The sequence below is a fragment of the Oscillatoria sp. FACHB-1407 genome (assembly GCF_014697545.1).
Taxonomy (GTDB): Bacteria; Cyanobacteriota; Cyanobacteriia; order Elainellales; family Elainellaceae; genus FACHB-1407.
Genome location: NZ_JACJSA010000008.1, coordinates 177,172 through 201,504, shown reverse-complemented (window position 1 = coordinate 201,504; position 24,333 = coordinate 177,172). Strand labels below are relative to the sequence as shown.

General features: G+C 50.5%; 23 protein-coding genes. 14 read left to right on the top strand and 9 right to left on the bottom strand.

The window, feature by feature from the left end:
* Positions 1 to 136: 136 nt before the first annotated feature.
* From glmM to tadA, 5 genes are all read right to left on the bottom strand, one after another.
* Positions 137 to 1,612, bottom strand: coding sequence for a phosphoglucosamine mutase (gene glmM / locus H6G89_RS15455; RefSeq protein ID WP_190507845.1), 1,476 nt, complete (start codon positions 1,610 to 1,612; stop codon positions 137 to 139).
* A gap of 340 nt (positions 1,613 to 1,952) precedes the next feature.
* Positions 1,953 to 2,249: a DUF7734 family protein gene (locus tag H6G89_RS15450; RefSeq protein ID WP_190507844.1), complete on the bottom strand. Its 297-nt coding sequence runs from the start codon at positions 2,247 to 2,249 to the stop codon at positions 1,953 to 1,955.
* Positions 2,246 to 2,839: a DUF3177 family protein gene (locus H6G89_RS15445; protein ID WP_190508059.1), complete on the bottom strand. Its 594-nt coding sequence runs from the start codon at positions 2,837 to 2,839 to the stop codon at positions 2,246 to 2,248. Before H6G89_RS15445 ends, H6G89_RS15450 begins: the two co-directional genes overlap by 4 nt.
* Before the next feature lie 148 nt (positions 2,840 to 2,987).
* On the bottom strand, positions 2,988 to 3,722 hold the full coding sequence (locus H6G89_RS15440; protein ID WP_190507842.1) for a lysophospholipid acyltransferase family protein: 735 nt from the start codon (positions 3,720 to 3,722) through the stop codon (positions 2,988 to 2,990).
* A 198-nt stretch (positions 3,723 to 3,920) separates the two neighbouring features.
* Complete coding sequence (gene tadA, locus H6G89_RS15435; RefSeq protein ID WP_190507841.1) at positions 3,921 to 4,427, bottom strand: tRNA adenosine(34) deaminase TadA; 507 nt, start codon at positions 4,425 to 4,427, stop codon at positions 3,921 to 3,923.
* Between the two features lie 203 nt (positions 4,428 to 4,630).
* Between tadA and H6G89_RS15430 the strand changes: the two genes are divergently transcribed.
* Both H6G89_RS15430 and H6G89_RS15425 read left to right on the top strand, forming a co-directional pair.
* A complete protein-coding gene (locus tag H6G89_RS15430; protein WP_190507839.1) occupies positions 4,631 to 5,905 on the top strand; it encodes an adenylate/guanylate cyclase domain-containing protein in 1,275 nt (424 codons plus the stop codon).
* A gap of 231 nt (positions 5,906 to 6,136) precedes the next feature.
* Positions 6,137 to 6,370: a hypothetical protein gene (locus tag H6G89_RS15425; protein WP_190507837.1), complete on the top strand. Its 234-nt coding sequence runs from the start codon at positions 6,137 to 6,139 to the stop codon at positions 6,368 to 6,370.
* A gap of 107 nt (positions 6,371 to 6,477) precedes the next feature.
* Here the strand turns inward: H6G89_RS15425 and H6G89_RS15420 are convergent, their stop codons facing one another.
* Positions 6,478 to 6,705, bottom strand: coding sequence for a ferredoxin-thioredoxin reductase variable chain (locus tag H6G89_RS15420; protein WP_190507835.1), 228 nt, complete (start codon positions 6,703 to 6,705; stop codon positions 6,478 to 6,480).
* 186 nt (positions 6,706 to 6,891) lie between these two features.
* Here H6G89_RS15420 and H6G89_RS15415 point away from each other — a divergent pair, with 186 nt between their 5' ends.
* The 3 genes from H6G89_RS15415 to pip all read left to right on the top strand — a co-directional run bounded on the left by H6G89_RS15415 (position 6,892) and on the right by pip (position 10,605).
* Positions 6,892 to 7,842, top strand: a complete 951-nt coding sequence (locus H6G89_RS15415; protein ID WP_190507833.1) for an ABC transporter ATP-binding protein — start codon at positions 6,892 to 6,894, stop codon at positions 7,840 to 7,842.
* A gap of 115 nt (positions 7,843 to 7,957) precedes the next feature.
* A complete protein-coding gene (locus H6G89_RS15410) occupies positions 7,958 to 9,613 on the top strand; it encodes a hypothetical protein (protein WP_190507831.1) in 1,656 nt (551 codons plus the stop codon).
* 44 nt (positions 9,614 to 9,657) lie between these two features.
* Complete coding sequence (gene pip, locus H6G89_RS15405) at positions 9,658 to 10,605, top strand: prolyl aminopeptidase (protein ID WP_190507829.1); 948 nt, start codon at positions 9,658 to 9,660, stop codon at positions 10,603 to 10,605.
* Between the two features lie 15 nt (positions 10,606 to 10,620).
* On the opposite strand, the gene H6G89_RS15400 is transcribed toward pip, so the two are convergent.
* Complete coding sequence (locus H6G89_RS15400; protein WP_190507826.1) at positions 10,621 to 12,225, bottom strand: sensor histidine kinase; 1,605 nt, start codon at positions 12,223 to 12,225, stop codon at positions 10,621 to 10,623.
* A 771-nt stretch (positions 12,226 to 12,996) separates the two neighbouring features.
* On the opposite strand from H6G89_RS15400, the gene H6G89_RS15395 reads away from it, so the two are divergent.
* From H6G89_RS15395 to H6G89_RS15365, 7 genes are all read left to right on the top strand, one after another.
* Positions 12,997 to 13,809, top strand: coding sequence for a CAP domain-containing protein (locus tag H6G89_RS15395; protein WP_242059955.1), 813 nt, complete (start codon positions 12,997 to 12,999; stop codon positions 13,807 to 13,809).
* 237 nt (positions 13,810 to 14,046) lie between these two features.
* On the top strand, positions 14,047 to 14,184 hold the full coding sequence (locus tag H6G89_RS15390) for a hypothetical protein (protein ID WP_190507822.1): 138 nt from the start codon (positions 14,047 to 14,049) through the stop codon (positions 14,182 to 14,184).
* Between the two features lie 184 nt (positions 14,185 to 14,368).
* Positions 14,369 to 14,848 carry a Mov34/MPN/PAD-1 family protein gene (locus tag H6G89_RS15385; protein WP_190507820.1) on the top strand — a complete coding sequence of 160 codons (480 nt, stop codon included), beginning with the start codon at positions 14,369 to 14,371 and terminating at the stop codon, positions 14,846 to 14,848.
* 82 nt (positions 14,849 to 14,930) lie between these two features.
* Positions 14,931 to 16,103, top strand: coding sequence for a molybdopterin-synthase adenylyltransferase MoeB (gene moeB, locus H6G89_RS15380; RefSeq protein ID WP_190507818.1), 1,173 nt, complete (start codon positions 14,931 to 14,933; stop codon positions 16,101 to 16,103).
* 213 nt (positions 16,104 to 16,316) lie between these two features.
* On the top strand, positions 16,317 to 17,513 hold the full coding sequence (locus H6G89_RS15375) for an MFS transporter (protein ID WP_190507816.1): 1,197 nt from the start codon (positions 16,317 to 16,319) through the stop codon (positions 17,511 to 17,513).
* 273 nt (positions 17,514 to 17,786) lie between these two features.
* On the top strand, positions 17,787 to 18,842 hold the full coding sequence (locus H6G89_RS15370) for a zinc-dependent alcohol dehydrogenase (RefSeq protein ID WP_190507814.1): 1,056 nt from the start codon (positions 17,787 to 17,789) through the stop codon (positions 18,840 to 18,842).
* The gene (locus H6G89_RS15365; RefSeq protein ID WP_190507813.1) at positions 18,839 to 19,621 is read left to right on the top strand and encodes an ABC transporter permease; all 783 of its coding nucleotides are present in this window, start codon (positions 18,839 to 18,841) and stop codon (positions 19,619 to 19,621) included. The genes H6G89_RS15370 and H6G89_RS15365 overlap by 4 nt, the downstream gene beginning before the upstream one ends.
* A gap of 259 nt (positions 19,622 to 19,880) precedes the next feature.
* Here the strand turns inward: H6G89_RS15365 and H6G89_RS15360 are convergent, their stop codons facing one another.
* Both H6G89_RS15360 and csaB read right to left on the bottom strand, forming a co-directional pair.
* Positions 19,881 to 21,914 (bottom strand): hypothetical protein, encoded by a 2,034-nt coding sequence (locus H6G89_RS15360; RefSeq protein WP_190507811.1) that lies wholly within the window; start codon positions 21,912 to 21,914, stop codon positions 19,881 to 19,883.
* Between the two features lie 500 nt (positions 21,915 to 22,414).
* Positions 22,415 to 23,467 carry a polysaccharide pyruvyl transferase CsaB gene (gene csaB, locus H6G89_RS15355; RefSeq protein ID WP_199336734.1) on the bottom strand — a complete coding sequence of 351 codons (1,053 nt, stop codon included), beginning with the start codon at positions 23,465 to 23,467 and terminating at the stop codon, positions 22,415 to 22,417.
* Positions 23,468 to 23,582: 115 nt separating this feature from the next.
* On the opposite strand from csaB, the gene H6G89_RS15350 reads away from it, so the two are divergent.
* On the top strand, positions 23,583 to 23,927 hold the full coding sequence (locus tag H6G89_RS15350; RefSeq protein ID WP_190507809.1) for a DUF2499 domain-containing protein: 345 nt from the start codon (positions 23,583 to 23,585) through the stop codon (positions 23,925 to 23,927).
* A gap of 42 nt (positions 23,928 to 23,969) precedes the next feature.
* Positions 23,970 to 24,287 (top strand): DUF3593 domain-containing protein, encoded by a 318-nt coding sequence (locus tag H6G89_RS15345; protein WP_199336743.1) that lies wholly within the window; start codon positions 23,970 to 23,972, stop codon positions 24,285 to 24,287.
* Positions 24,288 to 24,333: the final 46 nt, after the last annotated feature.

The window sequence follows — 24,333 nt, the reverse complement described above, 5'->3', positions numbered from 1 at the left end:
CTGAGCGTACGTACTACTTCTGTATTGTAGGAAAGAAGAGTGTCAGTGGAGTGTAAGTAAGCGAGTAGTCAATGGTCAATGGTCAATCGTTGATGGTCAATAGTCAATTGACGATTAACGATTGACCAGTATCGCTCTACGCCAAGTGTCGCTGTACAACGGCCACGAGGGCATCACACCAATGTTGAGTCAATTCGGCAGAGGCGGCTTCAACCATGACCCGAATCACAGGTTCTGTCCCAGAGGCACGGACTAAGATTCGCCCCTGATTCCCCATTGCCGCTTCGGCTTCGGCGATCGCTTGTTGTACGGGTTCGCAGCTTTGCCAGTTGAGGCGGCGATCGCGGTCTTCAACACGCACATTTCGCAGCAATTGTGGGTAGGTCTGAAAGCTGTTTTGCATCATGTCTGCCAGGGTTGTGCCCGATTGCTGCACTAGAGCCGCCAGATGCAGAGCCGTCAGCACCCCATCCCCCGAAACGCTGTAGTGGCGACAGAGGATGTGTCCAGATTGCTCACCGCCGAGCACACAACCTCGCTGCACCATTTCAGCGTGGACGTACTGATCTCCAACGGCAGTGCGAACCAAAGTACCGCCCTGCTGCTCCCAGGCTCGCTCAAAGCCAAGGTTGGACATGACCGTGGCAATGATCGTGTTGTGGGGCAGCAGATTAGCGCGTTGCAATGCCTGACCCCAGAAGTAAAGGATGTAATCTCCATCCACAACGCGCCCCGTACCATCGACTGCGAGGACGCGATCGGCATCGCCATCAAAGGCAAAACCCATGTCAGCTTTGTGTTCCAAAACAGCCGCTTTTAAGGGTTCCAGATGGGTTGAACCACACTTAACATTGATGCGATCGCCATCAGGGCGGTTGTGCAGTGCAATCACCTCTGCCCCCAACGCCTTAAACACTTGAGGAGCTAGGTGGGCTGCTGCGCCCCAGGCTAAATCCAGCACGATCCGCAAACCGTGCAGACTAACGTGAGGCAAGGATGCCTGAAGTGATTCAGCGTAGGTGGAGACAAGTTCGGGGCGATCGCAGTGTTGCCCTAGGTGAACAGGTGTCAGGCTCGGCTCCCAGGTGCCTTCTCCTCGCACGGCTGCTTCGATTTGAGCCTGGAGCTTGCTCGACAGCTTTGTACCAGTCGTTCCAAAGAACTTGATGCCGTTGTCCTCAGGAGGATTATGACTGGCGGAGATCATGACCCCACCGATCGCCTCACTGATACTGGTGAGATAAGCGACGGCCGGCGTTGGGCACAACCCCAAATTCCAGACTTCAACCCCTGCCGCTGTCAACCCATCTGACAACGCCGCTGCCAACATATCACTGGAGTTGCGGGAGTCTTGTCCAACAATAACGGGTCCAGATGAGACAACCGATTGTTGCAACACTTGCCCAGCCCAAAACCCGATTCGTCGTGTCAGGGGTGCTGTCAGCAAGTCTCCAACTCGCCCACGAATGCCATCCGTGCCAAACAACTTGCTAGAGGGAAGGGCGATCGCCTGGGTTACTTCCGCGATAATCGCACTCACTCGTTCATCAGTTGTAGGGATCGAGGGTTTGGGTGACAAGACATCATCCAGGGATACAGAGGATAAAACCATGCTTAAAATTCACTCCACACATCACACTCACAGTGGAGCATAGCATCTTCGCTCCGCAAGTCTACATACTTCATCAGACAGATGAGACTCACCGGATCAGGAAAAAGCCTTAAAGTTCAACCCCTACTCAATAAAAATTAACTTTGGTGTTAAGCAGCGTTGCAGCACCGACACAGGTCGGTTTTGTCTGCACTCCAGTTCTTGTGCCTCCTACTCATCCCTCATCCCTCATCCTTCATCCTTCATCCTTCATCCTTTATCCCTCATCCTTCATCCCTCATCCTTCATCCTTCATCCTTCATCCTTTATCCTTCATCCTTCATCCCTCATCCTTTCCCTTTCACACGCCCACCACTTCAAGTAATTCGTGGATCGCCTCCACCGTTAACCCCTGCTGAAGGTAGTGTGGATTATCTGGTAGATACGGAGCTTGCAGGCGATCGATCGCCACAATGTGTGCATCATCAGAGAGCATCGGCACGTCCGGATCGTAAGCCGTTGGGCGAATTAAGGAACTGGAGAAGCCCTTAAAAATCAGAATTTGGTCTAGCTCTCCGTCGATTTCAACAGTGACCAACAGCACCTCTTGCGGGCGTTTGATGGTGTACTGCTCTAGTCTGTAACCCAATTGGCTCATTGTTCGATGGCGATGCGACCTTGTTTAGCTAGCCGAACAAAAACAAAGTAACCCAGATAGAGGACATAAATAACCAGGGCTACGATGCCAAAGAAGCCCAGGAATGGGGGGGTCAAGTTACGGTGAAAAAACTCTCTAAAGAGAAATGGTGGTTCCTGCCACACCTGACAGAAAGGTTGGTTCAACGCGGTGGTAGACAGCGCACATTGCAAAATGGGCAACATGGCGATCGCCCCCAGGGCGCAATAGAGACTTGCTGCCCAACGCCAGGAGGTTAAAACCAGTTTTAGGAGGCTTTTGGGCTGGTCTTCAATCTCTTCGTTGAGGTCAACCCAAAACCACAGACCAATGGGAATCAGAATTCGTGCCATTAAGCCAGTAATGAACCCGACGGGAATGCTGGCAATGAGCAAATAGACTGTAATCGCCAACAGGCTCGACACCCGCCAATAAATCACAAGAAGCCGCTGCATCGCCTCTAACTGCCGGACCAGAACCCACACCGACAGCACCAACGGCACGACTACCAAAAATAGAAGTGCCAGACGATAATCCATCCAAACCAGCGATCGCAACAACTCCTGGGACATATTTTTCAAACTGGAAGTAGCATTTCTAATGCTAATCCACTTTGTCCGTTATGAGTTGCATCCAGGGACAACGGGGTTAGTGGTCTATTGTTATCGGCGATTCCTCATCTGACGGATGACAAATGCTCTCTTCTCCACTCCCCATGATTCACGTCATGGGCAAATCATTGGTGATAGCTAGTTGCTTCAACGCGGTTTCTAAGTCCTGAGTCAGGTGTTGGGCGTTTTGCTTCGCGATGCCCTGGTTGTAGTGTGCGGCTTGTAGGGGGGCACCAATTTGAATGGATATTGTGCTACGCCACGCTACGTAGGGATCGCTGTAACGCAAGCTGATTGGAACGATTTGAACGCCTAATCCAGGTTGGCTTGTCTCAGCTTGCAAGGCAAGTCGAGCTAATCCAGGTTTGAGCGGATGCACTTCAGTATCTCGGAAAATGCCGCCTTCCGGGAAAATCACCATCATCTGGCGGTTTTGCAAAATCTCGACACCATGCCGCAGACTGGCGATCGCAGGTTGTTTGGGATTGACCGGAAACCCACCTAAACGGCGAATAAACCATCCTTGAATCCCTTGGACTTCGCTAGAAGATACCATAAACCGCAAATCGCGCCCAGTGACTCCCCGTCCTGCAACCCACCCTAGAATTAGCGCATCCCAACGAGAGCGATGGGTTGGAGCTAGAATCACGGGTCCATCAGTTGGTAGATTCTCTTGCCCAGAGACTTTAATCTGCTTAAAGAAATTTGGGAGGACTAATCCACCGACTAAGGGATAGGCTAACGGAGTTAACCAGGGAGAAAAACGCGAGTCAATTGGGTCAACCTGCCGGGATATCGGCACCAGGGTTTCAGCGGAATGTTTGAGATAGTTAAACGAAACCATAGTTATCGACTAAAAAACCAGCTACGAACCCTTCAAAGCGTTTTAAGCCTTGACTAAATACACCATAAATTGTTTCACAGGTGATACCTTCCGTCGCTGGGACAGTTCCATGTCTGTCCCGGCATAACTAAAGGGAGAAATTTTCAGCGGTGACGAATATTAATGATCTACCATATCAGCGCGTAGGAATTGTCAAGTCTACTCATTTGGAGTGCCAATGCCATCCATCCCTTTACGACGGCGTTGGGCAAACCAGGCTTGCAATTGCTGCCGACAGGGTGCCTCTAAAATGCCTCCCCAGACTGGCAAGCGATGGTTAGAACAGGCACTATCTGGCAGGTTGAGCACCGTCCGAACTGCACCACTTTTGGGATCGTCTACCCCATAGACCAGAGTCCCTAAGCGGGCTTGAATGATCGCCCCGGCACACATAGGACAGGGTTCTAAAGTCACGTAAAGTGTACAGTCGTTTAAGTGCCAGCTTTGTAGCGATCGCCCCGCTGCTCGGAGTGCCAGAATCTCAGCATGTGCCGTGGGATCATGATCCCGTTCTCGGCGATTTTCGCCTTCAGCAATTAATTCCCCCGTGGCTCCAACGATGACGGCTCCAACGGGCACCTCACCCGCCTGACCCGCTGTCTCTGCCAGGGCGATCGCCCGCTCCATCCAGTGGCGGTGTACCAAATAGTCGGGGTGTTGCCACATTGCTCTGTTTCACCTGCTAAAAGTCAATCTATCAACAAAATCTATTCATACGGAAGCTCTAACCCTTAGAGTTATAGATAACAGAATTGTGTTGTTGCAATGATCTGATAACCACCTGTTGATTGCATTGCAAGTTGCCCTTCATTGTGTGGCGAAGAGTGTTCATTAAAAGCCTAACTGCTTATGCATCAAAGGTTTTAGAGATGCCTCATCAGGAGGAGCAGTCTCCTGTTTCGGCACGTTACAAGGTGTGGCGCAAGAGGTTTTTGCGGCGGCGATTGCGGCTATCTATTCATCTGGCACTAATTGCCTATCTCACCTTCATCACGCTAGAACTGATCCTCATCAGTCTTGGGGTTAGCCCTCGCCACCCCACCTGGCTATTGATGGCGGGTGCGACGGAAGTTGGCTTATTGATCTCCCTCGTGCTGCTGCGGCTCCCGGTGGGGCAGCGATCCCCAGAATGGGTTTTCTTAGCGTGCTCGTGGTCGATTACCTTGATTGAGCAAGTATGGGCAACCTTACGAGGCGTTGCTTTCCCGGGAGTGTTTGCCTGGACGCTTGTATTTCTAGCGCAAGCCACCCTGATGCCTGTGCGCTGGCAACTACATATGGTGTCCCAGATAGGAGTTTTGCTCTACTACTTCACCGTCAACACCATTTTGGGTTTGCCCGAAGAAAAACCGGGAGTGTGGGATTCATCGCTGTGGCTCTATCTCTTCTGGTTTTGTTGCATTTGCAATCTGTCCATCTTTTTATATGAGCAGTTGCAACAAGCAGAATTTCATGCTCGACAGGAACTAGAAGAGGAGCAGAAAAAATCGGAACGGTTGCTGCTCAACATTTTGCCAGAGGCAGTGGCGCGTCAGTTGAAGCAGGAACATCGGACGATCGCCGAGAGTTTTGCTGAGGCAACGGTGTTATTCGCCGATATTGTCGGCTTTACAGAGCTATCGAGCAATGTTCCACCCCAAGAGATGGTGACGCTGCTGAACCAGATTTTCTCAAAGTTTGATCGCCTCGCAGAACATCACGGTTTAGAAAAGATTAAAACCATTGGCGATTCTTATATGGTGGTGGGTGGCTTACCGATCGAGCGTGAAGATCACGTTGAGGCGATCGCTGAGATGGCACTGGATATGTTGGAGGCGATCGCAGAGTTCAACAGCACCCGATCCCGCCCGTTTAACATCCGCGTTGGCATTAACACAGGTCCCGTTGTGGCGGGGGTCATTGGGGTGAAGAAGTTTATCTATGATCTCTGGGGCGATACGGTCAATGTCGCGAGCCGAATGGAATCACAGGGGCTACCCGGACGCATCCAGGTCACCTCAGCGATATATGAGCGGCTCAAACATCGCTATGAATTTCAACCCAGAGGGGACATTTACGTCAAAGGCAAAGGCGAAATGATGGTGTATCTGTTGATGGCGCGAAAGCAAGCAGAGAGTGAGGGAAAGGCGAGAGATGAAGGATGAGCGAATCAGATAAAGCCTCATTAGGAGCCGAGGCGTTGCTGAATAGAGGGATGATTATTTTGACACAGACGTGAGCGAGACGCTCACACTCCTTGCAGGTGAATCGTTTAGACCAGTGCGAGCATCCTGCTCGTGACTCATTCATGCCAAGATCAGCAACGCCCATGAAGACCTCTTTTCTCCTGCGCTACTCTGAGTAAAGGACTCCCATCACCCCCAAAGGCGATCGCCGTGTCGAATTTTTTTGTCAGAGAAATCGTTCCTGTCCCTCAGCCCACCATAGAGGTACTCGAAATCCACAAAACCTCCTATGAGTTTTATGAGGAGGTGCGTTATCGGCAAGCCCTTGAGGAATATTGCCAGTGGTATTATGCGGTAGCAGAAGAAAATCGCCGCGACCTGCAAAAGATGCGGCAAGAAATCAACTTGATGAGTTGGTTTTGGCGGACAAAAACCAAGCAGTGACCGATTGAGCCTGAGTTCGGAATCAGGAGTTTGGCGGTGAAACCGTAGACTTTGGCGTAAGCTCAGTCGAATGCTACCTTGAACAACACCTCAAATGGACGGGGTGCTTAGCTCTCTAACACTTCCAATTCATTCTCCCGGAGGTGCGCTCTAAACTTAGGCGTAAATTTAACCTGGACTGGTAAATTTGCGCTGATAGGCTTTCCTTGCCATTCACTCACAATCGCAATAACTTCTCCCTCTTGACCTTTGATATCAAACGGCTCATTGCGGTGTTCGGGATGATGATAAATGGTAATCGATTCTTTAACACGAACGCGATCGCCAACTTTCATAGCGTTTTGGGGTTCTCTCTAGCAACTGGACCGTTAAGTAATGCAACATTCCTGAAAAGAATGCTCTCATTATCTTTGCATATCATGATCCCCTCTTTATCTGAAAATCCAATGACATCGCTAGTAGGTAACGGCTAGGCTATCTGATAGAAGTTCAGGTGTGAGGCTTTCAGCCTCAGAAACCCTATGTCACAAGAACTGGCGATCGCAACTCGTGGGCTAACCAAACAATTTGACCGTCACATTGCCGTGAATGATGTGGACTTACACGTTCAATCGGGGGAGGTCTTTGGGTTAATTGGACCCAATGGAGCAGGCAAAACCACTCTGATTCGGATGCTGGCGATGGCTGAGCAACCCACCATGGGGGAAATCTACATCAATGGTGAACAGGTCTTTCGAGACAGAGCGAACACTCATGTCAAAGGCTATCTGGGCTTTTTGCCCGATGATTTTCCTCTCTACGAAGACCTCACAATCTGGGATTATCTTGATTATTTTGCGCGGCTCTACCGTTTAGAAGGTGTGCACCGAACGCGGCGACTCCACGAGGTGCTGGAAATGGTGCAACTGAGCCACAAGCGCAATGATGCGATCGCCACTTTATCGCGTGGCATGAAACAACGTCTTAGCCTTGCCCGCACCATCATTCACGAACCCGTTGTGTTGTTGCTGGATGAACCCGTGTCAGGGCTAGACCCGATCGCCCGAATGCAGTTCCGCGACATCATCAAAACCTTACGAGAAGTGGGCATGACAATTCTCATCTCGTCCCATGTGTTAAGCGATCTGGCAGAACTCTGTACCTCCGTTGGCATTATGGAACTGGGCTATCTGGTCGAGAATACCTCGCTGCAAGAGCTTTATCGCCGTTTCAGCCGTCAACAAATTGTCATGTCTACCCTGGGAAGTCTGGATGCCTTGCAAGCCGAACTACAACAGTGCTCTTACATTGATGACATTGAGGTTATTCCAGCGACCTCCAGCCTCAAAGTGCATTTCTCAGGCACCCCCGAAACTATCGCAGACCTGATGCGATCGCTCATTTATGCAGGCATTCCCCTCACCGAATTTCACTGCACTCAGGAAGACTTAGAGAGCATTTTCTTAAAGTTAGGTCACAAACAAACGTCATAAAACTAACAAAGATAAAGGATGAAGGATAAAGGCTAAAAGATCTTATACGGTTCATCCTGATTCGCTGTTTTCATCCTTTATCGTTTATCCTTCATCCTGTTCTGGAGAACCTCCCATGCTATCCAATTGGATCAACCACGCCAGCGATTGGAATCCACAACTGTCTAGAGAACTGAAGAGTCGCTTTAAAGCCAGGAATGTGTTGATGGCGATCGCCATTTCTGTTCTCGTTCAGCTTGGTATCATTATCTTTTTCTACAACCAGTTGCCTGCCGAGCACGGCTTTTCAAGCTATTGCGTCAGCGACTCCAGATGCCCCAAAGACGCAAATGGCAATTTTTTAGTGGATTGGGCAGCGTGGTGGGCAGACATGATCCAGGTTCTGCACTGGCTCTTGATGTATGGGTTGATTGTGTCAGGGGTATTTCTGTTAACCGCAGACCTCTACCAGGAGGAGCATCGGGGGACTTTAAACTTTATCCGCCTCAGCCCTCAATCCGCCTGGACAATTTTGTCAGGCAAATTGTTAGGGGTTCCCAGCTTGCTCTATGTTGCAGTAGTAGCCGCTGTGCCTTTCCATATCGTTGTTGCCACTGCCGTCAACCTGCCGCTCTGGATAGTGCTGAGTTTTTATGTTGTGCTAGCGGGGGGAGCTTTCCTTGGCTACAGTGCAGCATTGCTCAATGCGTTTTTGAGTAAGCTTCCAGGGCGTGTCGTTGGTGAGCATTTAGGCACTATCTATGCCCTGATCATCAGTGGGTTTACAGCACTCTTCCTCGTGCCACTCTACATGCTGTGGAATGGGTACATCACCTGGGCTCCCTACGTGCACTTCTTCTTAGGGGATGATGCGGTGACAGACGCTTCAACTTACAACTCATTCATTCCCCATGCATTTCTACTGATGAATCTGGCGATTTGTAGTTACTGGATCTGGCAGGCACTCCATCGCTGTTTTCATCAGCCTGGAGCAACCATCATCAGCAAAAAGCAAAGCTATGGCTTAACCCTCTACGTCGAGATTCTGATTATTGGTTTTGCTCTCTTCCTCAGTAGCAAAGAGCAGGTTAACCAGCTTTTTTCAACCATCGGAGCCATTGCTGTTCTCAATGTTGCCGTGTTTTTATGCCTGATTGCGCTGCTCTCTATTTCTCGCCAGAATCTCGTGGATTGGGCACGATATCGCCATTTTGAGCGAGAGGCGATCGCCTCTGAGGTAGAGTCTCCTCAACGACAGAGGTCATGGTTACGCAAACGGTTGCCCGATCGCGCCCTCCTGTGGGATCTGGTGTTGGGTGAACGCAGTCCAGCTATTGTGGCGATCGCCCTGAATTTGCTGATTTTTGGTATCGCGTTGCTGTTTGTAATGGGGTTGGGGTTGAATAGCTGGCGAGCATTTAGCTATGCCTTTGCAGGGGCCATCATCACTGGCAACCTGATCATTTTGTATGCAACCTTGCTCCAAATTGCCTTGCTCTTTAAACCATCTAATCGACCCTTTGGAGTCGTTGCCCTTGTAGGAACAGCCATGCTTGCTCCTTTCATAGGGATTTTGGGATTCAGCTTTGATTTACCTGTCCTGGCACAATTCCTGTTGCTCTTTACGCCTGTTCCCTGGTCAGTCCTCAGTCTGTCTGAAGGGTTCTCCATGTCCCTCATTGGGACAGCCATTCTGGGACAGTGGTTGGCGATCGCAATGGCTAATATCCAACTGGCACGACAACTCAAGCAACTGGGTCAGTCTTCAACCAGAGCATTGTTAACGGAATAGGGGTAAGCCGCTACGATTGATCTGCGCCGTTTGTTTGACACTTCATGCTGAACCTTTATCCTCCCATCGAGCCTTACTCCGTTGAGATGTTGCCCGTGTCTGACCTGCATACCCTTTATGTGGAGCAGTCGGGCAATCCAGATGGTAAACCCATCGTGTTTTTGCATGGAGGACCCGGCGGCGGCAGCGACCCCCTATTTCGCCGTTTCTTTGATCCCCAACGCTGGCGGATCGTCATCTTCGACCAGCGAGGCTGTGGACGTAGTAAGCCCCATGCCGAGTTACGAGAAAACACCACCTGGAATCTGGTGCACGATATTGAGACGATTCGGACTCACCTGGGCATTTCTCAATGGGTCGTCTTTGGTGGCAGTTGGGGCAGCACCCTCGCCCTTGCCTACAGTCAGACCTACCCGGAGCGGTGCAAAGGTCTGATTTTGCGGGGTATTTTTATGCTGCGGCAAAAGGAATTGCTCTGGTTTTATCAAGAGGGAGCCAGCAACCTCTTCCCTGATGCCTGGGAACCATATCTGGAACTGATTCCGCCGGAAGAACGGCACGATTTGATAGGAGCCTACTACAAACGCCTCACAAGTGCAGACGCAGAGACACGGGCGATCGCTGCTCGTGCCTGGTCAATTTGGGAAGCCAGCACCAGCAAACTGATCCCAGACGTCAACTTGCAGCAAAAGTTTGGTGAGCAGCACTTTGCTGAGGCATTTGCCCGAATCGAATGCCACTATTTTGTCAACCGTGGTTTTATGGAACCTGAAGATCAACTGTTGAAGAATGTCGATCGCATTCGTCACATCCCCGCTGTGATCGTGCAGGGACGCTACGATGTGGTTTGCCCCATGATCTCTGCCTGGGAGCTACACAAAGTCTGGCCAGAAGCAGAGTTTATTGTTGTGCCTGATGCGGGGCACTCCATGACAGAACCCGGTATTGGCAATGCTTTGATGGAGGCGAGCGATCGCTTTGTTGCGTTGTAATCCGAATCCTGGCAGCTATCCCGCGATCTTAGACGAGGAGATAATTTGGGGTTGCTTTTGGTAGATATCAGGAGATGGCAAAACATCCCGTGGAGATTGCTCATCCAACGAAACCATAGAAGATGGTGCCAGATCCGATCTGGCTGCTGTTTCAAGGGAGTCATCAGCATCGCAAGTCGGATGAATGGGAATCTCAATCCAAAACTCTGTGCCTTTCTGAGGTTCTGAGACACATTTCAAAGAGCCACCGTGCCGTTCTACAACGATTTGGTAGCTGATTGAAAGCCCCAGACCTGTTCCTTTGCCAACAGGTTTTGTCGTAAAAAATGGGTCAAAAATGCGTTCCTTTACCTCAGCCGGAATGCCAGGACCATTATCTGTGATGTGAATCAACGCTGAGGCACAGGTTTTATTTTCAAAGCGGCGATTGAGCACCTCTGTGCGAATGCAGATGCGGCCCGGTTTTGTTGGCTCATCCTCTTCGATCGCGGCGGTATTAGCCTGCTCCAGAGCATCGATCGCATTGCTCAAGATATTCATAAAGACCTGATTGAGTTGCCCGGCATAGCACTCAACAGGGGGCACATTGCCATAGGACTTGATGACCTCAATCCCAAATCCGTCATTCGTTGCTTTAAGACGATGCTGCAAAATCAGCAAGGTGTTATCGATTCCCTGATGAATGTCAACGGGTTTCTTTTCAGCTTCATCTAAGCGAGAGAAATTGCGCAACGACAGCACAATCTGCCGAATGCGATCGGCACCCACTTTCATCGAAGACAGGATTTTAGGTAAGTCTTCAGACAAGAAGTTGAGATCAATCGATTCGGCGCAGTCATAGATCTCATCGTGGGGATAGGGATAGTGCTTCTGATAAAGCTTGAGCAGGTCAAACAAGTCCTGCATGTAGCGACTGACGTAGGTGATATTGCCATAGACAAAACTCACCGGATTGTTAATCTCGTGAGCAACACCCGCCACCATTTGCCCCAGGCTGGACATTTTCTCGGTTTGAATCAGTTGAGTCTGGGTCTGCTGTAATTCCTCAACCAGTTGCCGAAATCGTCGATTACTTTGATTCAGAGCTTTTTCAACCCGCTTCTGTCGAGTAATCGTGCGTTCTAACCGATTGACGTTAGCACGGAGTTCTAGTTGGGTAATGACCTGTCGCCCCAACACCTGGAGGGCTTCGATCTGACCTGGCAAAAGCTTACGTGGAATTCGATCAAGGGTGCAAAGGGTGCCGATTGCATATCCATCAGGGGTGATCAGCGGAGTTCCTGCATAGAACCGCACATAGGGGTTCGCCACCACCAGTGCGTTAGCGACAAAGCGATCGTCCTCAGAGGCATCGGGGACAACTAAAATTTCATGAGGCTTTTGAATGGCATAGTCGGAAAAGCCATTTTTGCGAGGGGTTTCCACCCCATCCCATCCCACCTTTGACTTGAACCAAATCCGATGGATATCAACCAGGCTAATTAAAGCGATGGGGGTACCACAGATGTGAGCCGCCAGGGTGGTCAAATCATCGAAAGCAGCTTCTGGCAGAGTATCCAGAATGCGATATCTCCGCAATGCTCTCAGTCGCTTGGTTTCGTAGGTGGATTTGTTAGTCATTACCGAATCATTATCCCCTGAGAAGGATTTGCTCAGCATCGTAGCAAAATGCCACCCTGAAGTCAGTGAAGCTTGAACAAAAGATAAAAGCCTTCTTTAAAAGTATGACAAACTTGCACCTATGACCACATTTTAACCTAAGTAATTCTACAGAAAATAATCTGGATATATACAGACTCTACTATTCGTCAAAGCTACGGATTATCGACCTTGTAGAAACTACTTATTTTGCCTGCTGAAGTGCAGAAAATGAACCCAAAAGTAAGGTCGTTCTGCATCCGTAATCTCCACAGGATTTATGTTATGGGGAATTATAATCATCCCAAACCGCTTATCTTGTGATTCATTTAGAACGGCTATATAGCAATCTTAAATGGGTTGTGGGAGGCGTATCCCTCAGAGATGCGGCTCTCGAACCCACTCATCTAATAACTGATTTAGGGCAGCTATATAGCAACCCTAAATGATTTGTGAAAGTGCCCGCCCATTGGGCAGGCACTTTCACAAATCACCTTTTTCACAAATCAGATAGGACTGCTATAGATGGGGTTTGTATTAGAAAAAGAAACACTTGTGAGTTGACAGAAATCCTTAACACATCAACGGCACTCTGGGCAATTTATTTTCGAATTCTGAATTGAAATCGTTAAAAACTCGTAGAAAACTTCGCACCTAACAATAGAGTTCTGTAGATATCAGGTTGATTGCTTTTTGACTTCATTGCTTACTGAAGACTGAACAGGTCGATATTAAATGCATGGAGTAGAAGCAATGAGAGATCGAGTTGGTAATACATCAAGACAAGCGAGCACCTTGCGATTAGGAACTACAGTGAGTGAGGCTATTGGGGGTCAAGATCAAAACGATTTTTATCGATTTGTGCTGACTGGTGCCAATCAGCTCACCGTGAACTTAAAACGGGCGAGCAACCCTGTCGCAATTGAGCTAGCCCAGGATCGTAACGGTAATGGTCAAATTGAGCGCACCGAAATCCTTAGGCGATCGCGTTCCTCTGGGGCAACTGCTTCCCTGCATCTACCAAACTTAGAGGCTGGTACTTTCTTTTTACGGGTTTCTACCCGGTCAACCGGAGAAACGGGCTACCGCCTGAGTGCGATCGCTCAACCGTTAATGGGTTCTACAGCTAGCCAGACCACCGACACCCTTAACTCAACCTCCCCCACGTTTGTGGAGCGAGTGGTTAGTTTGACCAATGCCTTTCGTCAACAATTTGGGCTACAACCGTTGACCCTTAACAGTAAGCTCAATACCGCTGCCCAAACCCACAGCCAAAACATGGCAGTTCAGGACTTCTTTTCTCACACCGGAGCCGATGGCTCTCAACCCTGGGATCGGATGACCAGAGCGGGGTATCGCTGGTCACGAGCGGCTGAAAATATCGCCGCAGGGCAGCAGACTCCTGAGGCGGTCGTGGATGCCTGGATGAATAGCCCTGGACATCGAGCCAACATTTTGAATGCCAACTTCCGGGAAATTGGGGTGGGCTATTACGAGTTGACGAATGATACAGGGAATGTGAATTACGGGCGTTATTGGACTCAGAACTTTGGAACAGCTGTGTGAATGAGGAGTAGGAAGAGGCGCGATTTATCGCGTCTGGAAGGGGATGGGGAGTAGGAAGAGGCACGATTTATCGCGTCTGGAAGGGGATGGGGAGTAGGAAGAGGCGCGATTTATCGCGTCTGGAAGGGAGTGAGGAATAGGAAGAGGCGCGATTTATCGCGTCTGGAAGGGAATGGGGGTAGAGAAGAATCCAGGGTGCCCATAATTTAGGGGCAATTCGGTCTAAGAGCTCGGCGAATGAATTCGCAGCTACTAGAGCGAAGTCCACCGACGCGGACTCCGGAAAAGGCAGGATTTGACGAACCGACGCAGGTTGGTTTTGCTCCGATAGCGGTGGTTAAAACCGCCGAAATCCTGATCCCGAATTCACATTGATTTGGGGTCAGTGGGAGCGTCTCGCTCCCGTATTTCTCAGATTTCAGAAATCTGGTCGAGGCGATCGCGCACTCTACTCCGCTATTCCTCCAACCCTCTACCCTCTCATTTCCTACCTGTCCTTCTTTCCTAATCGTCTTGGTAACGGTAAGATAAAAGGCTGGTTTAACATTCTCGATCGTCTGTGACGCTGCGGCTTACCCCTGACCACTTACAGCAAATTCAAGCGCACGCTGAAGGCACTTATCCTGACGAGTGCTGTGGTTTGTTGTTGGGGCGAGGGGTTCCGGATGAGCCGGATATGCGTGCAATCGTTGAGGTGTGGCAAACCCAAAACGCCTGGAGCGATGAGGTTGCTCGTGAGTTGTCTGGGTCTGTTCATGATGACTTACCGTTGAGCAAATCTCGCCGCTATTGGATTGATCCCAAAGAGATGTTGGTGGGTCAACGCTATGCCCGCGATCGCCACCTCACAATTATTGGTATCTATCACTCCCACATCGATCATCCGGCTGTGCCGTCGGAGTGCGATCGGGTGTTGGCGTGGTCAGATTACTCGTATCTGATTGTTTCTGTGCGTCAGGGCTGTGCCCAAAATTTACTATCCTGGAGGTTAGACCCATCTCACCAGTTTCAACCTGAAACGATTCTCAACAGCCACTAGCCCTACCCCCTCACCTCTAGGGCAGTTCTTCTAGAGCTGATTGATGTTACGCATCCTGACTCAATTACCTTTGAAAATTGCCATGCTAGATCCCAATCTGGATGAAATCCAGCTCAGTCGAGAAGAATATGAACGTTATTCCCGTCACCTCATTTTGCCGGAGGTCGGGCTAGAAGGGCAAAAACGCCTCAAAGCGGCGAGTGTCCTTTGTATTGGTACGGGCGGGTTAGGCTCACCGTTGTTGCTGTATTTAGCCGCCGCAGGCATCGGGCGGATTGGTATTGTTGACTTTGACGTAGTGGATAGTTCCAACCTCCAGCGTCAGGTGATTCACGGCACCTCCTGGGTCGGCAAACCCAAAATTCACTCCGCGAAAGATCGGATTCTAGAAATCAACCCCAATTGTCAGGTTGATCTGTATGAAACGCGGCTTAGCTCTGAGAATGCGCTAGATATTGTCAGACCCTACGACGTTGTAGTGGATGGCACCGATAACTTCCCTACCCGTTATCTGGTGAACGATGCTTGTGTGCTGCTGGACAAGCCCAATGTCTACGGTTCCATCTTTCGGTTTGAAGGGCAGGCGACCGTGTTTAACTACGAGGGTGGACCCAACTACCGTGACCTGTATCCCGAACCCCCACCACCTGGACTGGTGCCCTCCTGCGCTGAGGGCGGTGTGTTAGGGATTCTGCCGGGGCTGATTGGTGTAGTTCAAGCGACTGAAACCGTCAAAATCATCCTCCGTCAAGGGACTACTCTGAGTGGTCGCCTGTTGCTCTATAACTCCCTGAATATGACCTTCAGGGAACTCAAGCTGCGTCCCAATCCAGTTCGTCCTGTGATTGACAAGCTGATTGACTATGAAGAGTTCTGTGGCATCCCTCAAGCTAAAGCACAAGAAGAACAACAAAAGGCAGGTATGGCAGAAATTTCGGTGAAGGATCTGAAGCAACTGCTCGACAGCGGTGCTGATGACTTTGTTCTGTTGGATGTTCGCAATCCTCACGAATATGAGATTGCTAAGATTCCGGGGGCAGTCTTGATTCCCCTTTCTGAAATCGAGAATGGGGACGGAGTGACCAAGGTCAAAGAACTGGTCAATGGACATCGGTTGATTGTTCACTGTAAGTCGGGTGTTCGCTCTGCTAAAGCTCTGGCTGCTTTAAAAGAGGCAGGTGTCGAGGGCAGCAATGTTGTGGGTGGTATTCTTGCCTGGAGTCGTGAAGTCGATCCGTCGGTTCCTGAATACTAGTGTTGCGAACACAAAGTTCTGCAATGTAGGGGATTTGAGGGCTTCGCCCCAAGAAGGGGTGGAACCCCTTCACCCCTTTCAAAACTTATTTTTTGCTGTACTAGGGTCTAGATAGGATGGGTCAATGGTCAATGGTTCATGCTTAATTGACAATGAACCACTGACCATTGACGATTGACAGCAGATGACTACCCCTCGTCAGGTAATACGCCTATGACCCCTTCTCCGCCTCGACCCCTAATTTTGTGGAAACAGGTGTTGGGTTTGACGGCAGTGCAGGGGGCGATCGCCCTGATGTGGGTTGTCTACGGAGCATACCTACCCCAGTTGCTGGCGCAGTTTGGGTTGCCTATTGAAGCTGCGATCGCCCTCGTAGCCATTGAGAATGGTCTGGCGGTAGTGATTGAGCCGATTATGGGGGGCATCTCCGACCGATCCCTGAGATGGATCGGCTCTCGTTTTCCGGCGATCGCTGTTGGAGTGATTGCTGCTGCCACCTTGTTTATCGTGATTCCGTTGATTGGGCTGTTTGGCAATCTCGCATCCATAACCCGGTTAGGTGTGGTTGGGGTGTTGGTCACTTGGTCAGTGGCAATGACAATTTTTCACAGCCCGGTTCTGTCGCTGTTGCGAAACTACTCCAGTGTTCCGCAGTTGCCCATTGCGAACAGTCTGCTCATGCTGACCTCTGGGTTAATTGGAACTGCTCGCCCGATCGCCAACCAATCCATTCTCAGTCTGGGTCCAGTTACCACCTTTACGATCGGTTCCATTGTCTTGTTGGGGGCAACAACAGTACTCCGAGCGGTTGATCCCCCTCGCGTGCCTACGGTCGCTAGTGTTCGCGAAGCCCCTCGCTTAGCGGTTTCTGCTGTGGTTTTGGCGGCGGGGTTAGGTGCTTCAATTGGCTGGGGCACCCATTTTGTCATGGATACTTTTGTCAAAGTATTTCAATCCCGGTTACCCGACGCCGATGTTGGAGCCGTCATGTTTTGGGTGGCGGTGGGGTTAGCGGTGTTAGCCATCCCTGCTGGATTGGTAGCGAGTCAGGTAGGCAATCGTCACCTCGTCTTCTTGAGCCTGATTTTGGCGATCGTTTTCCTGCAATTGATGGTTTTTTCCTCAGCGCAACTGATATTAGCAGTATGCATTGTGGGTTTAGTTGTAGCCCTGAGTTTGGTGACGAATGGAGTTTTTCCGCTGGTGTTGTCGCTGGTGCCACCTTCGAGAGCGGGGCTAATCACGGGCATGTATTTAGGTGGCGGAGCCGCTGCGACTTCCCTCTTTGGTGTTTTCTTTAATCCGTTGCAGCAGTTAAATGTGGCACAGGCGGCATTGTTAGCAGCGATCGCCTTTTTTCTCGCAACACTTTGCGTCTTTGCTACAGGACAGGCGAAGAGTGAAGAATGAAGAGTGAAGGATGAGGGATGAAGGATGAGGGATGAAGGATGAGGGATGAGGGATGAAGGATGAGGGATATAAGAATGAAGGATGAAGGATGAGGGATATAAGGATGAGGGATGAAGGATGAGAGATGAAGGATGAGGGATGAAGGATGAAGGATAAAAGGTAGGAAGAGAGAAATAAACTTGTTTGCCCTCTCATCTGCTACTTCCCACTCCCCACTCCTCACTCCCTATTCCAAGTAAAATTGGGGAGATTATGAGCACAGGATGGTAGAGCGTGCTGGCAGCAGTACTGTACGGACAGGAAGATTTGCGGTTAGAGCAGGTAGAGGAACCGACTCCGGGCGTGGGCGAGATTGTGATTCGGGTGAAGGCAGCAACCACCTGCGGCACTGATCTCAAAGTATGGCGACGGGGTGGACATGCCAAGATGCTGAAACCTCCAACGCTGTTTGGACATGAGGCAGCGGGGCAAATTGTGGCGTTGGGTGAGGGAGTCACCGGATGGCGAGTGGGCGATCGCGTCGTTGCCAATAATTCAGCTCCCTGTATGACCTGTTTCTTCTGCCAAAAGCAGGAATTCTCCCTCTGCACCAATCTCAGCTTTAACAATGGTACCTTTGCCGAGTTTCTCAAGATTCCTGCTCCGATTGTGCAGCACAACCTGTTGCCAATCCCGGAGGGTCTACCGGATGCGATCGCTGCCATGACAGAACCCCTCGCCTGTGTGCTGCATGGCGTAGCCCGCTCGAATGTGAAACCGGGCGATCGCGTTGTGGTGATTGGGGATGGGGCGATTGGGCTGATGATGGTGGGGGCGTTGGCGATTGGTTATGGTCAGCCATCTGGCTTCAGCGGCAAGCCCAGTGCCATTCTCCTGTTTGGTGGTAATGCTCAACGGCTCCAGGTGGGAGAGGCGTTTGGCGCGACCCACACCTTCAATCACCGCCAAGTTGAGAATCTGCCTCAAACAGTGCGCGACCTGACCGACGGTTGGGGTGCAGATGTCGTGATTGAGGCAACGGGATCACCAACAGTCTGGGAAACGGCGATCGCCTGTGCTCGTCCGGGAGCCACGGTCAATCTGTTTGGCGGATGTCCCCGTGACACCACCATCACCGTCAGCACGGAACAACTTCACTACAGTGAGTTGACCCTGAAGGGCGTGTTTCATAGCACCCCCCATTACGTGCGAGATGCGTTAGCGTTGTTAGCAAGTCGCGCCCTGCCCTTTGAGCAGTTGATCAGCGATCACCAACCGCTCAAAGCCTTAGAGCAAGTGTTCTATGACATGCGCGATCGCAAAGTGATCAAGGTAGCGATGACTCCATGAGCCGTTATTTTCGGGTGTTGCAGTTATTTTGGGGAACGGCGATCGCAGCGGAGTTAGAATACCGCCTCAACTTTCTGATTGCCACACTGAGCAGTATCTGTAGCCTTGCAGGCAGCTTATTTGGGCTGTTTCTCTTCTATCAAGGCGATTACACCTTTGAGAATTGGAGTTGGGAAGAGGCGTTAATCGTGCTGGGCATTTTTACCATCCTGCAAGGATTCTCAGCTATTTTTCTGGCTCCCAACCTGAATCAAATTGTCAAACATGTCCAGCAGGGTACCCTCGATTTCGTGCTCCTGAAGCCGATCAGTTCTCAATTTTGGCTATCCACTCGAACTGTTTCACCCTGGGGCTTACCGGATCTGGCTTTTGGGCTGATTCTCATTGGTTATGCGGGGGGACGGTTGCAGTTGGCTCCAACTGCTTATCTCCTGGGAATCTTGCCCCTCAGCTTGGGGCTATTGAGCCTCTATAGCCTGTGGTTTATGTTAGGAGCCACCAGCATCTGGTTTGTCAAAATCTACAACGTCACCGAGGTGCTGCGAGGTTTGATCGAAGCTGGACGCTTTCCCATCGTGGCGTATCCCGCTGCCTACCGTTTCTTTTTTACCTTTGTGATCCCCGTTGCCTTCCTCACCACCATTCCCGCTGAAACCCTGCTCCAGCGAGGAGATGCAACCTGGGTGGTCGGTGCGGCTGTACTGGCGATCGCTCTCTTTTATGTCTCACGCCTGTTCTGGAATTTTGCCCTGCGGTTCTATACCAGTGCGTCAAGCTAGAACATACTCAATGGTTAGTTGTCCATCGTCAATGGTTAGTTGTCCATCGTCAATGGTTAGTTGTCCATCGTCAATTGTCAGTTGTCCATGCCCATTGACCATCAACCATTAGCTATTGACTATTGACTATTGACTATTGACCATTAACCATTGACTATTGACCATCAACCATTAGCTATTGACTATTGACTATTGACTATTGACTATTGACTATTGACTATTGACTATTGACTATTGACCATCAACCATCAACCCAACCTCAATTTTCATTCTTTCTTGGAAAAGTTGGCAGATCCACTGCCGCCAGCGAGGATAGCTTCTTAGTCGGTCGCAACGGGTATACCAGGGGAGAAGGCGTACTCGACTGAGCAGCCAAGATCGCCGGATCTTTAGACGCGCTTGCATGAGCCGCAATTTTGGCAGCGATCGCACTCATGGGCAACTTCAGGGTAGAGGGTTGCTGCGCAGGGATCGCGGCTGGAGGAATCTGCTGCGTCAAGTCAGGAGATGCAGAAGGCTGTTGTGGTGGAATTGCCGCCGGAGGAATCTTTTGCTGAGCTAAGTCAGAATCGGTCAACGAGTCAGTCAATTCATCCAGCACCGATTTGATGGAATCAGCCTCATGGGTGGTGAAGCTCTCAAAGTTTTGAGCCGCACTTGCTTTGACTACATCATCGGTAGACACTTCAATCAAACGCGCCAGATCTTGCCAGAGCGACAGTTCCGCATCCGTTGGAGCGTCTGACTTGCCACTCAAAAAGTCATCGATCACCGATTGCAACTCGTCTAAGCCTGCTTGAATGGCTTCGGGTGACAGGTCGGTCAAAGGCTGCACTGCTGCATTCAACAAAGCTGCCTCGATCGCTTCATCGCTCATATCAGCAGCATCGTCTGTGGGCAAAATGGACTGATCCGTCGTACTTTGCCCCTCAGGAGATCTGCCTGATGCTCCGATAACCGGAGGGTTGTTGTCATCAGACAGGTTTGGTTCAGCTAGTGGAATGTCTACGGGACTGTTCACCAAAGCCTCTAACTTTCCTGTCAGCGATCCCGAGTCAGCTGACCAGGGTTGAATCCGTTGCGCCTTAGGCAGAAAAGATTGGGGTGCCAGACGTTGAGCCTCATATCCTGCTTGGAAGACGGCGGCGGCTCCAGCGTCTGCCCCCGATTCATAGCTGGGGGGTGGCACTTCTAAGCACTTCTCCAACGCCGCTTTGTATTGCAGGGTATATCGCTGCTGACGGTGAAGTCGCGCATACAAGTCCCGGCAGGTATTTTCGCTCTGGGTTAAGGCATGAGTCTGTTCGTTGTATTGCTGCTGCAACAGGGCACAGTTGCGCTCTAGTTGAGCCACGCGCTCCTGGCTATTCTCTAATTGGGTAGTCAGCGTTTCTACTAGGATCTGCTGGCGTTGTTGGGTTTGGGTCGTAAACTCCAATTGATGGGTAAGCTGAGTTACCTGTTCATAGGCGGTGGCTAACTGCTCCTGAGCAGTGGCTAACTCTTCCTGAGTAGTGACCAATTGCCCTTGAGTGGTCGCTAACTGCTCTTGAGTCACAACTAGCTCGTGAGGATCCGCTAAGACCTGTTCTTGCGATCGCGCAATTTCAGCCTGCAACGCTGTTTCGCTCCGATCCAACGCATCCTCTAACTGGGACACGCGATCGATCAGAGCACTGTTGCACTGATTTAACTCTTGAATCAAGCTCATCAGATCGGCAACGTTGACCCCTGGCTGAGCAGTAGAGGGTTGCGCGAGAGGTTCAATCAGCGGTGGCACCTGTGAAGGGGGTATTTGAGAAGGCAATACCTGCGAGGGTGGCACCTGCGAAGGGGGTATTTGAGGAGGCAACCCGTTCGAGGGCGGCACCTGGGAAGGAGGTATCTGGGCAGGTTGATTGGCAGATGCTGTCACAGCAGGTTGAGATGGAGAAGCCTGAGCAACCGTGGGTGCTGGCTTCGGACGACCCCAATTGGGTAGGGCGATCGCGGGGACTGCCGCCTTGGGGCGTTCGGGCTTGGGGGGCAGGTCGGTATACAGAGACTGGCGATCGATCGCATCCGCACTAATTGCATTAGGAAAGTTCACCGTCTGCCAATCATTCCACTCTTCGGATGGGGTAGCATCCGGCACATCGGCAGATGGCTTAACGGCGGTGTCTTGCTCTTGGGGGTCTGGTTCTGAAGCGCGAGGAACGGAAAAATCTGCCCAATCGGCAAACCACGCAGGCGACGCTGAATCAGTTGAGCCTGTTTTTGCTGAATTATGTTCAGAAGGGGTCGCTTCACTCATGGCTTTATCTCGAAAGGGTAAAAATCTCTGAAACAGATCGATCTGCCAGTCGATCAATTGCACACATCACTACACTTTCTATTTTGCAAATCCACATCCCAATTAACAGGAAGTTTTGGAATGAATGATGCTCTATAACTGAGCGTAGTACAAAATTATTTAACAATCGATGCCTTAATTTAGTAACACAAAAAACGGATTTCACCACATATTTTGCAGTGAAAATTGACGTTTTTAAAGTGAGTCCGGTAAGCGTGTTTCGCAGATGCCCCCAAGGGCAGATTGATGTCTAGCCAACCTTCAGTCGTTTGACGTTAATACCAATTCAAGGAATAGCCGCCACCGATAAGCCATGGGGAGATTCCGCAAAGCACTCTGAGTCAGCTCCTAAACTTGAGTCCGGTACTAAACCTGAGTTTGGGATAAAGCTTCTGACAGTTGCAACCGCAGACCCCAGCTGAGACTCACCCCCAAGTCTACAGTTTGAACAAAACTGAGGATCAGCGCGGGGTTAGAGCGGTGGCTAATACCTGTTGATGCATTAATGCTCGGTCTACCAGTGAGTGAATTTGCTCGTTCAATAATGGATCGCCATTGGCATATTGCTCTAACCAGATCTGGCTGATCTGAGTTGAGTCAGTTGGCATCTGGTCTAGTGTCCAACCCGGTAATTGGATTTCCTCCATTAACTGGGTGACTTTGGGGTCATAGCTCAGGGCAAAGCATCGACATCCTGCTGCCGCTGCCATGATCAACGCATGAAGCCGCATGGCGATCGCCATCTCAACGCCATTAAATACGCCCATCAACTGCTGTGGGTTACTCAGGGTGAGAATCTTGCTGACATTGGGCAACTGCGCGTGAATCTGCTGGGCGATCGCCATGTCCTGAGCAGGCTGAAATGGGATCAACAGCACAAAGGCTTGAGTAGCTGTTTGAAATGACACGAGGGCACGGGTTAACGCCTCTAACCGAGTGGGAGTTAACTGCGGATGGGTTCGCAATGACACTGCCACACGCGGAGCTGGAAAGTTCCATAATCCCGGTACAGGCTCTGGTTGCAGTGCCCATACTGGATCGGGAGCCAATGTAAAGGGGATGTTCCACCGTGACAGGAGGGCAGCAGAGGCGCGATCGCGTACACTCACCGCCGTACACTTTGAGAAGGTTTGACGAGCCAGCCAGCGAGTCGTCGGACGGTGCAAGGGACCAATACCCTGTCCCCAGGCAATTGTCTTTAGCCCAAACCACTGTGCCAGTTTCATCAACCCCCCGTAATAAAACGGATTGAGGGCACTCGTGGCATCTTGCATCAAGCTGCCTCCGCCCCAGATAAAAGCATCCGATCGCCGCAGTGCCTGCAACACCGCTCCAATTGACATGCGATCGCACGCCTCGACCCCATAATCCTGTTTGGTCTGCGCAGGATTGCCCGACAACACTAATGGGGTGACGTGGCTGGGCAAAAGCTGCAACAACGATGCCAACAACGCTTCATCTCCGCCATTGCCCTTGCCATAATAGCCACACAAAACCGCCCGCATTTGTTTCATACTTGAGTGATGATGCTTGAGACTTGCTAAATAGCTCTTGTATTTGAAGTGAGTCTCGCATTTAACGGACACGAAGTGAACTGAAACTTTAGAATCGGATGTTTAAGACAAACCTATGACTGCTCTGTCCATTCCAACCTGGGTGATTCATATTTCAAGCGTGCTAGAGTGGGTCGTTGCGATCTGGCTCATCTGGACTTACGCGAATGTCAGCGGCAATCGAGCCTGGCAATCACTGGCGATCGCTATGTTACCCGCGCTAGTGAGTGCGATGTGTGCCTGTACCTGGCATTTCTTCGATAACGCTACCAATCTGGAATGGCTTGCAACCCTACAAGCTGCCATGACCCTGATCGGTAACATCACCCTCTGCATCGCAGGCTGGTGGATTTGGCAACAAGCGCGAGTCAAGCGAGTAGATAATACGCCAGTTAACGCTAGTTCCCTTAAGCAACTCTAAATGCTACACACTCTTTCTGCCTTACCGCCTGCCCTTGCACTGCTGGCATCTAAAGAAACCCTGTTTGCCCTATCACTCTTTCCCTACTTGGGGTTTCTCTGGTTTTTAACGCGCTCTAAGCAAGCCCCTCGGCTGGCTCTGCTGGGCTTTTACATGACGCTCGTGTTTGTCGCTGTTACTATTCCTGCTGGCATTTATGCAGAACGGGTCTATGGTGAAGCGTTGGCAAATGTTGATTTTCTTCACGGTGGAGCCGAGTTTTTTCTAACCCTGTCCAATATCATGGTTGCTCTTGGGTTCTGGCAAGCGATTCAACACCGACAAGCCGCTAAAGCAGAGGGCGATCGCAACTCCCCCTGATATCTGTAATTTCCAACGCAACTTTGTAAATTCCATCTAGAATTTG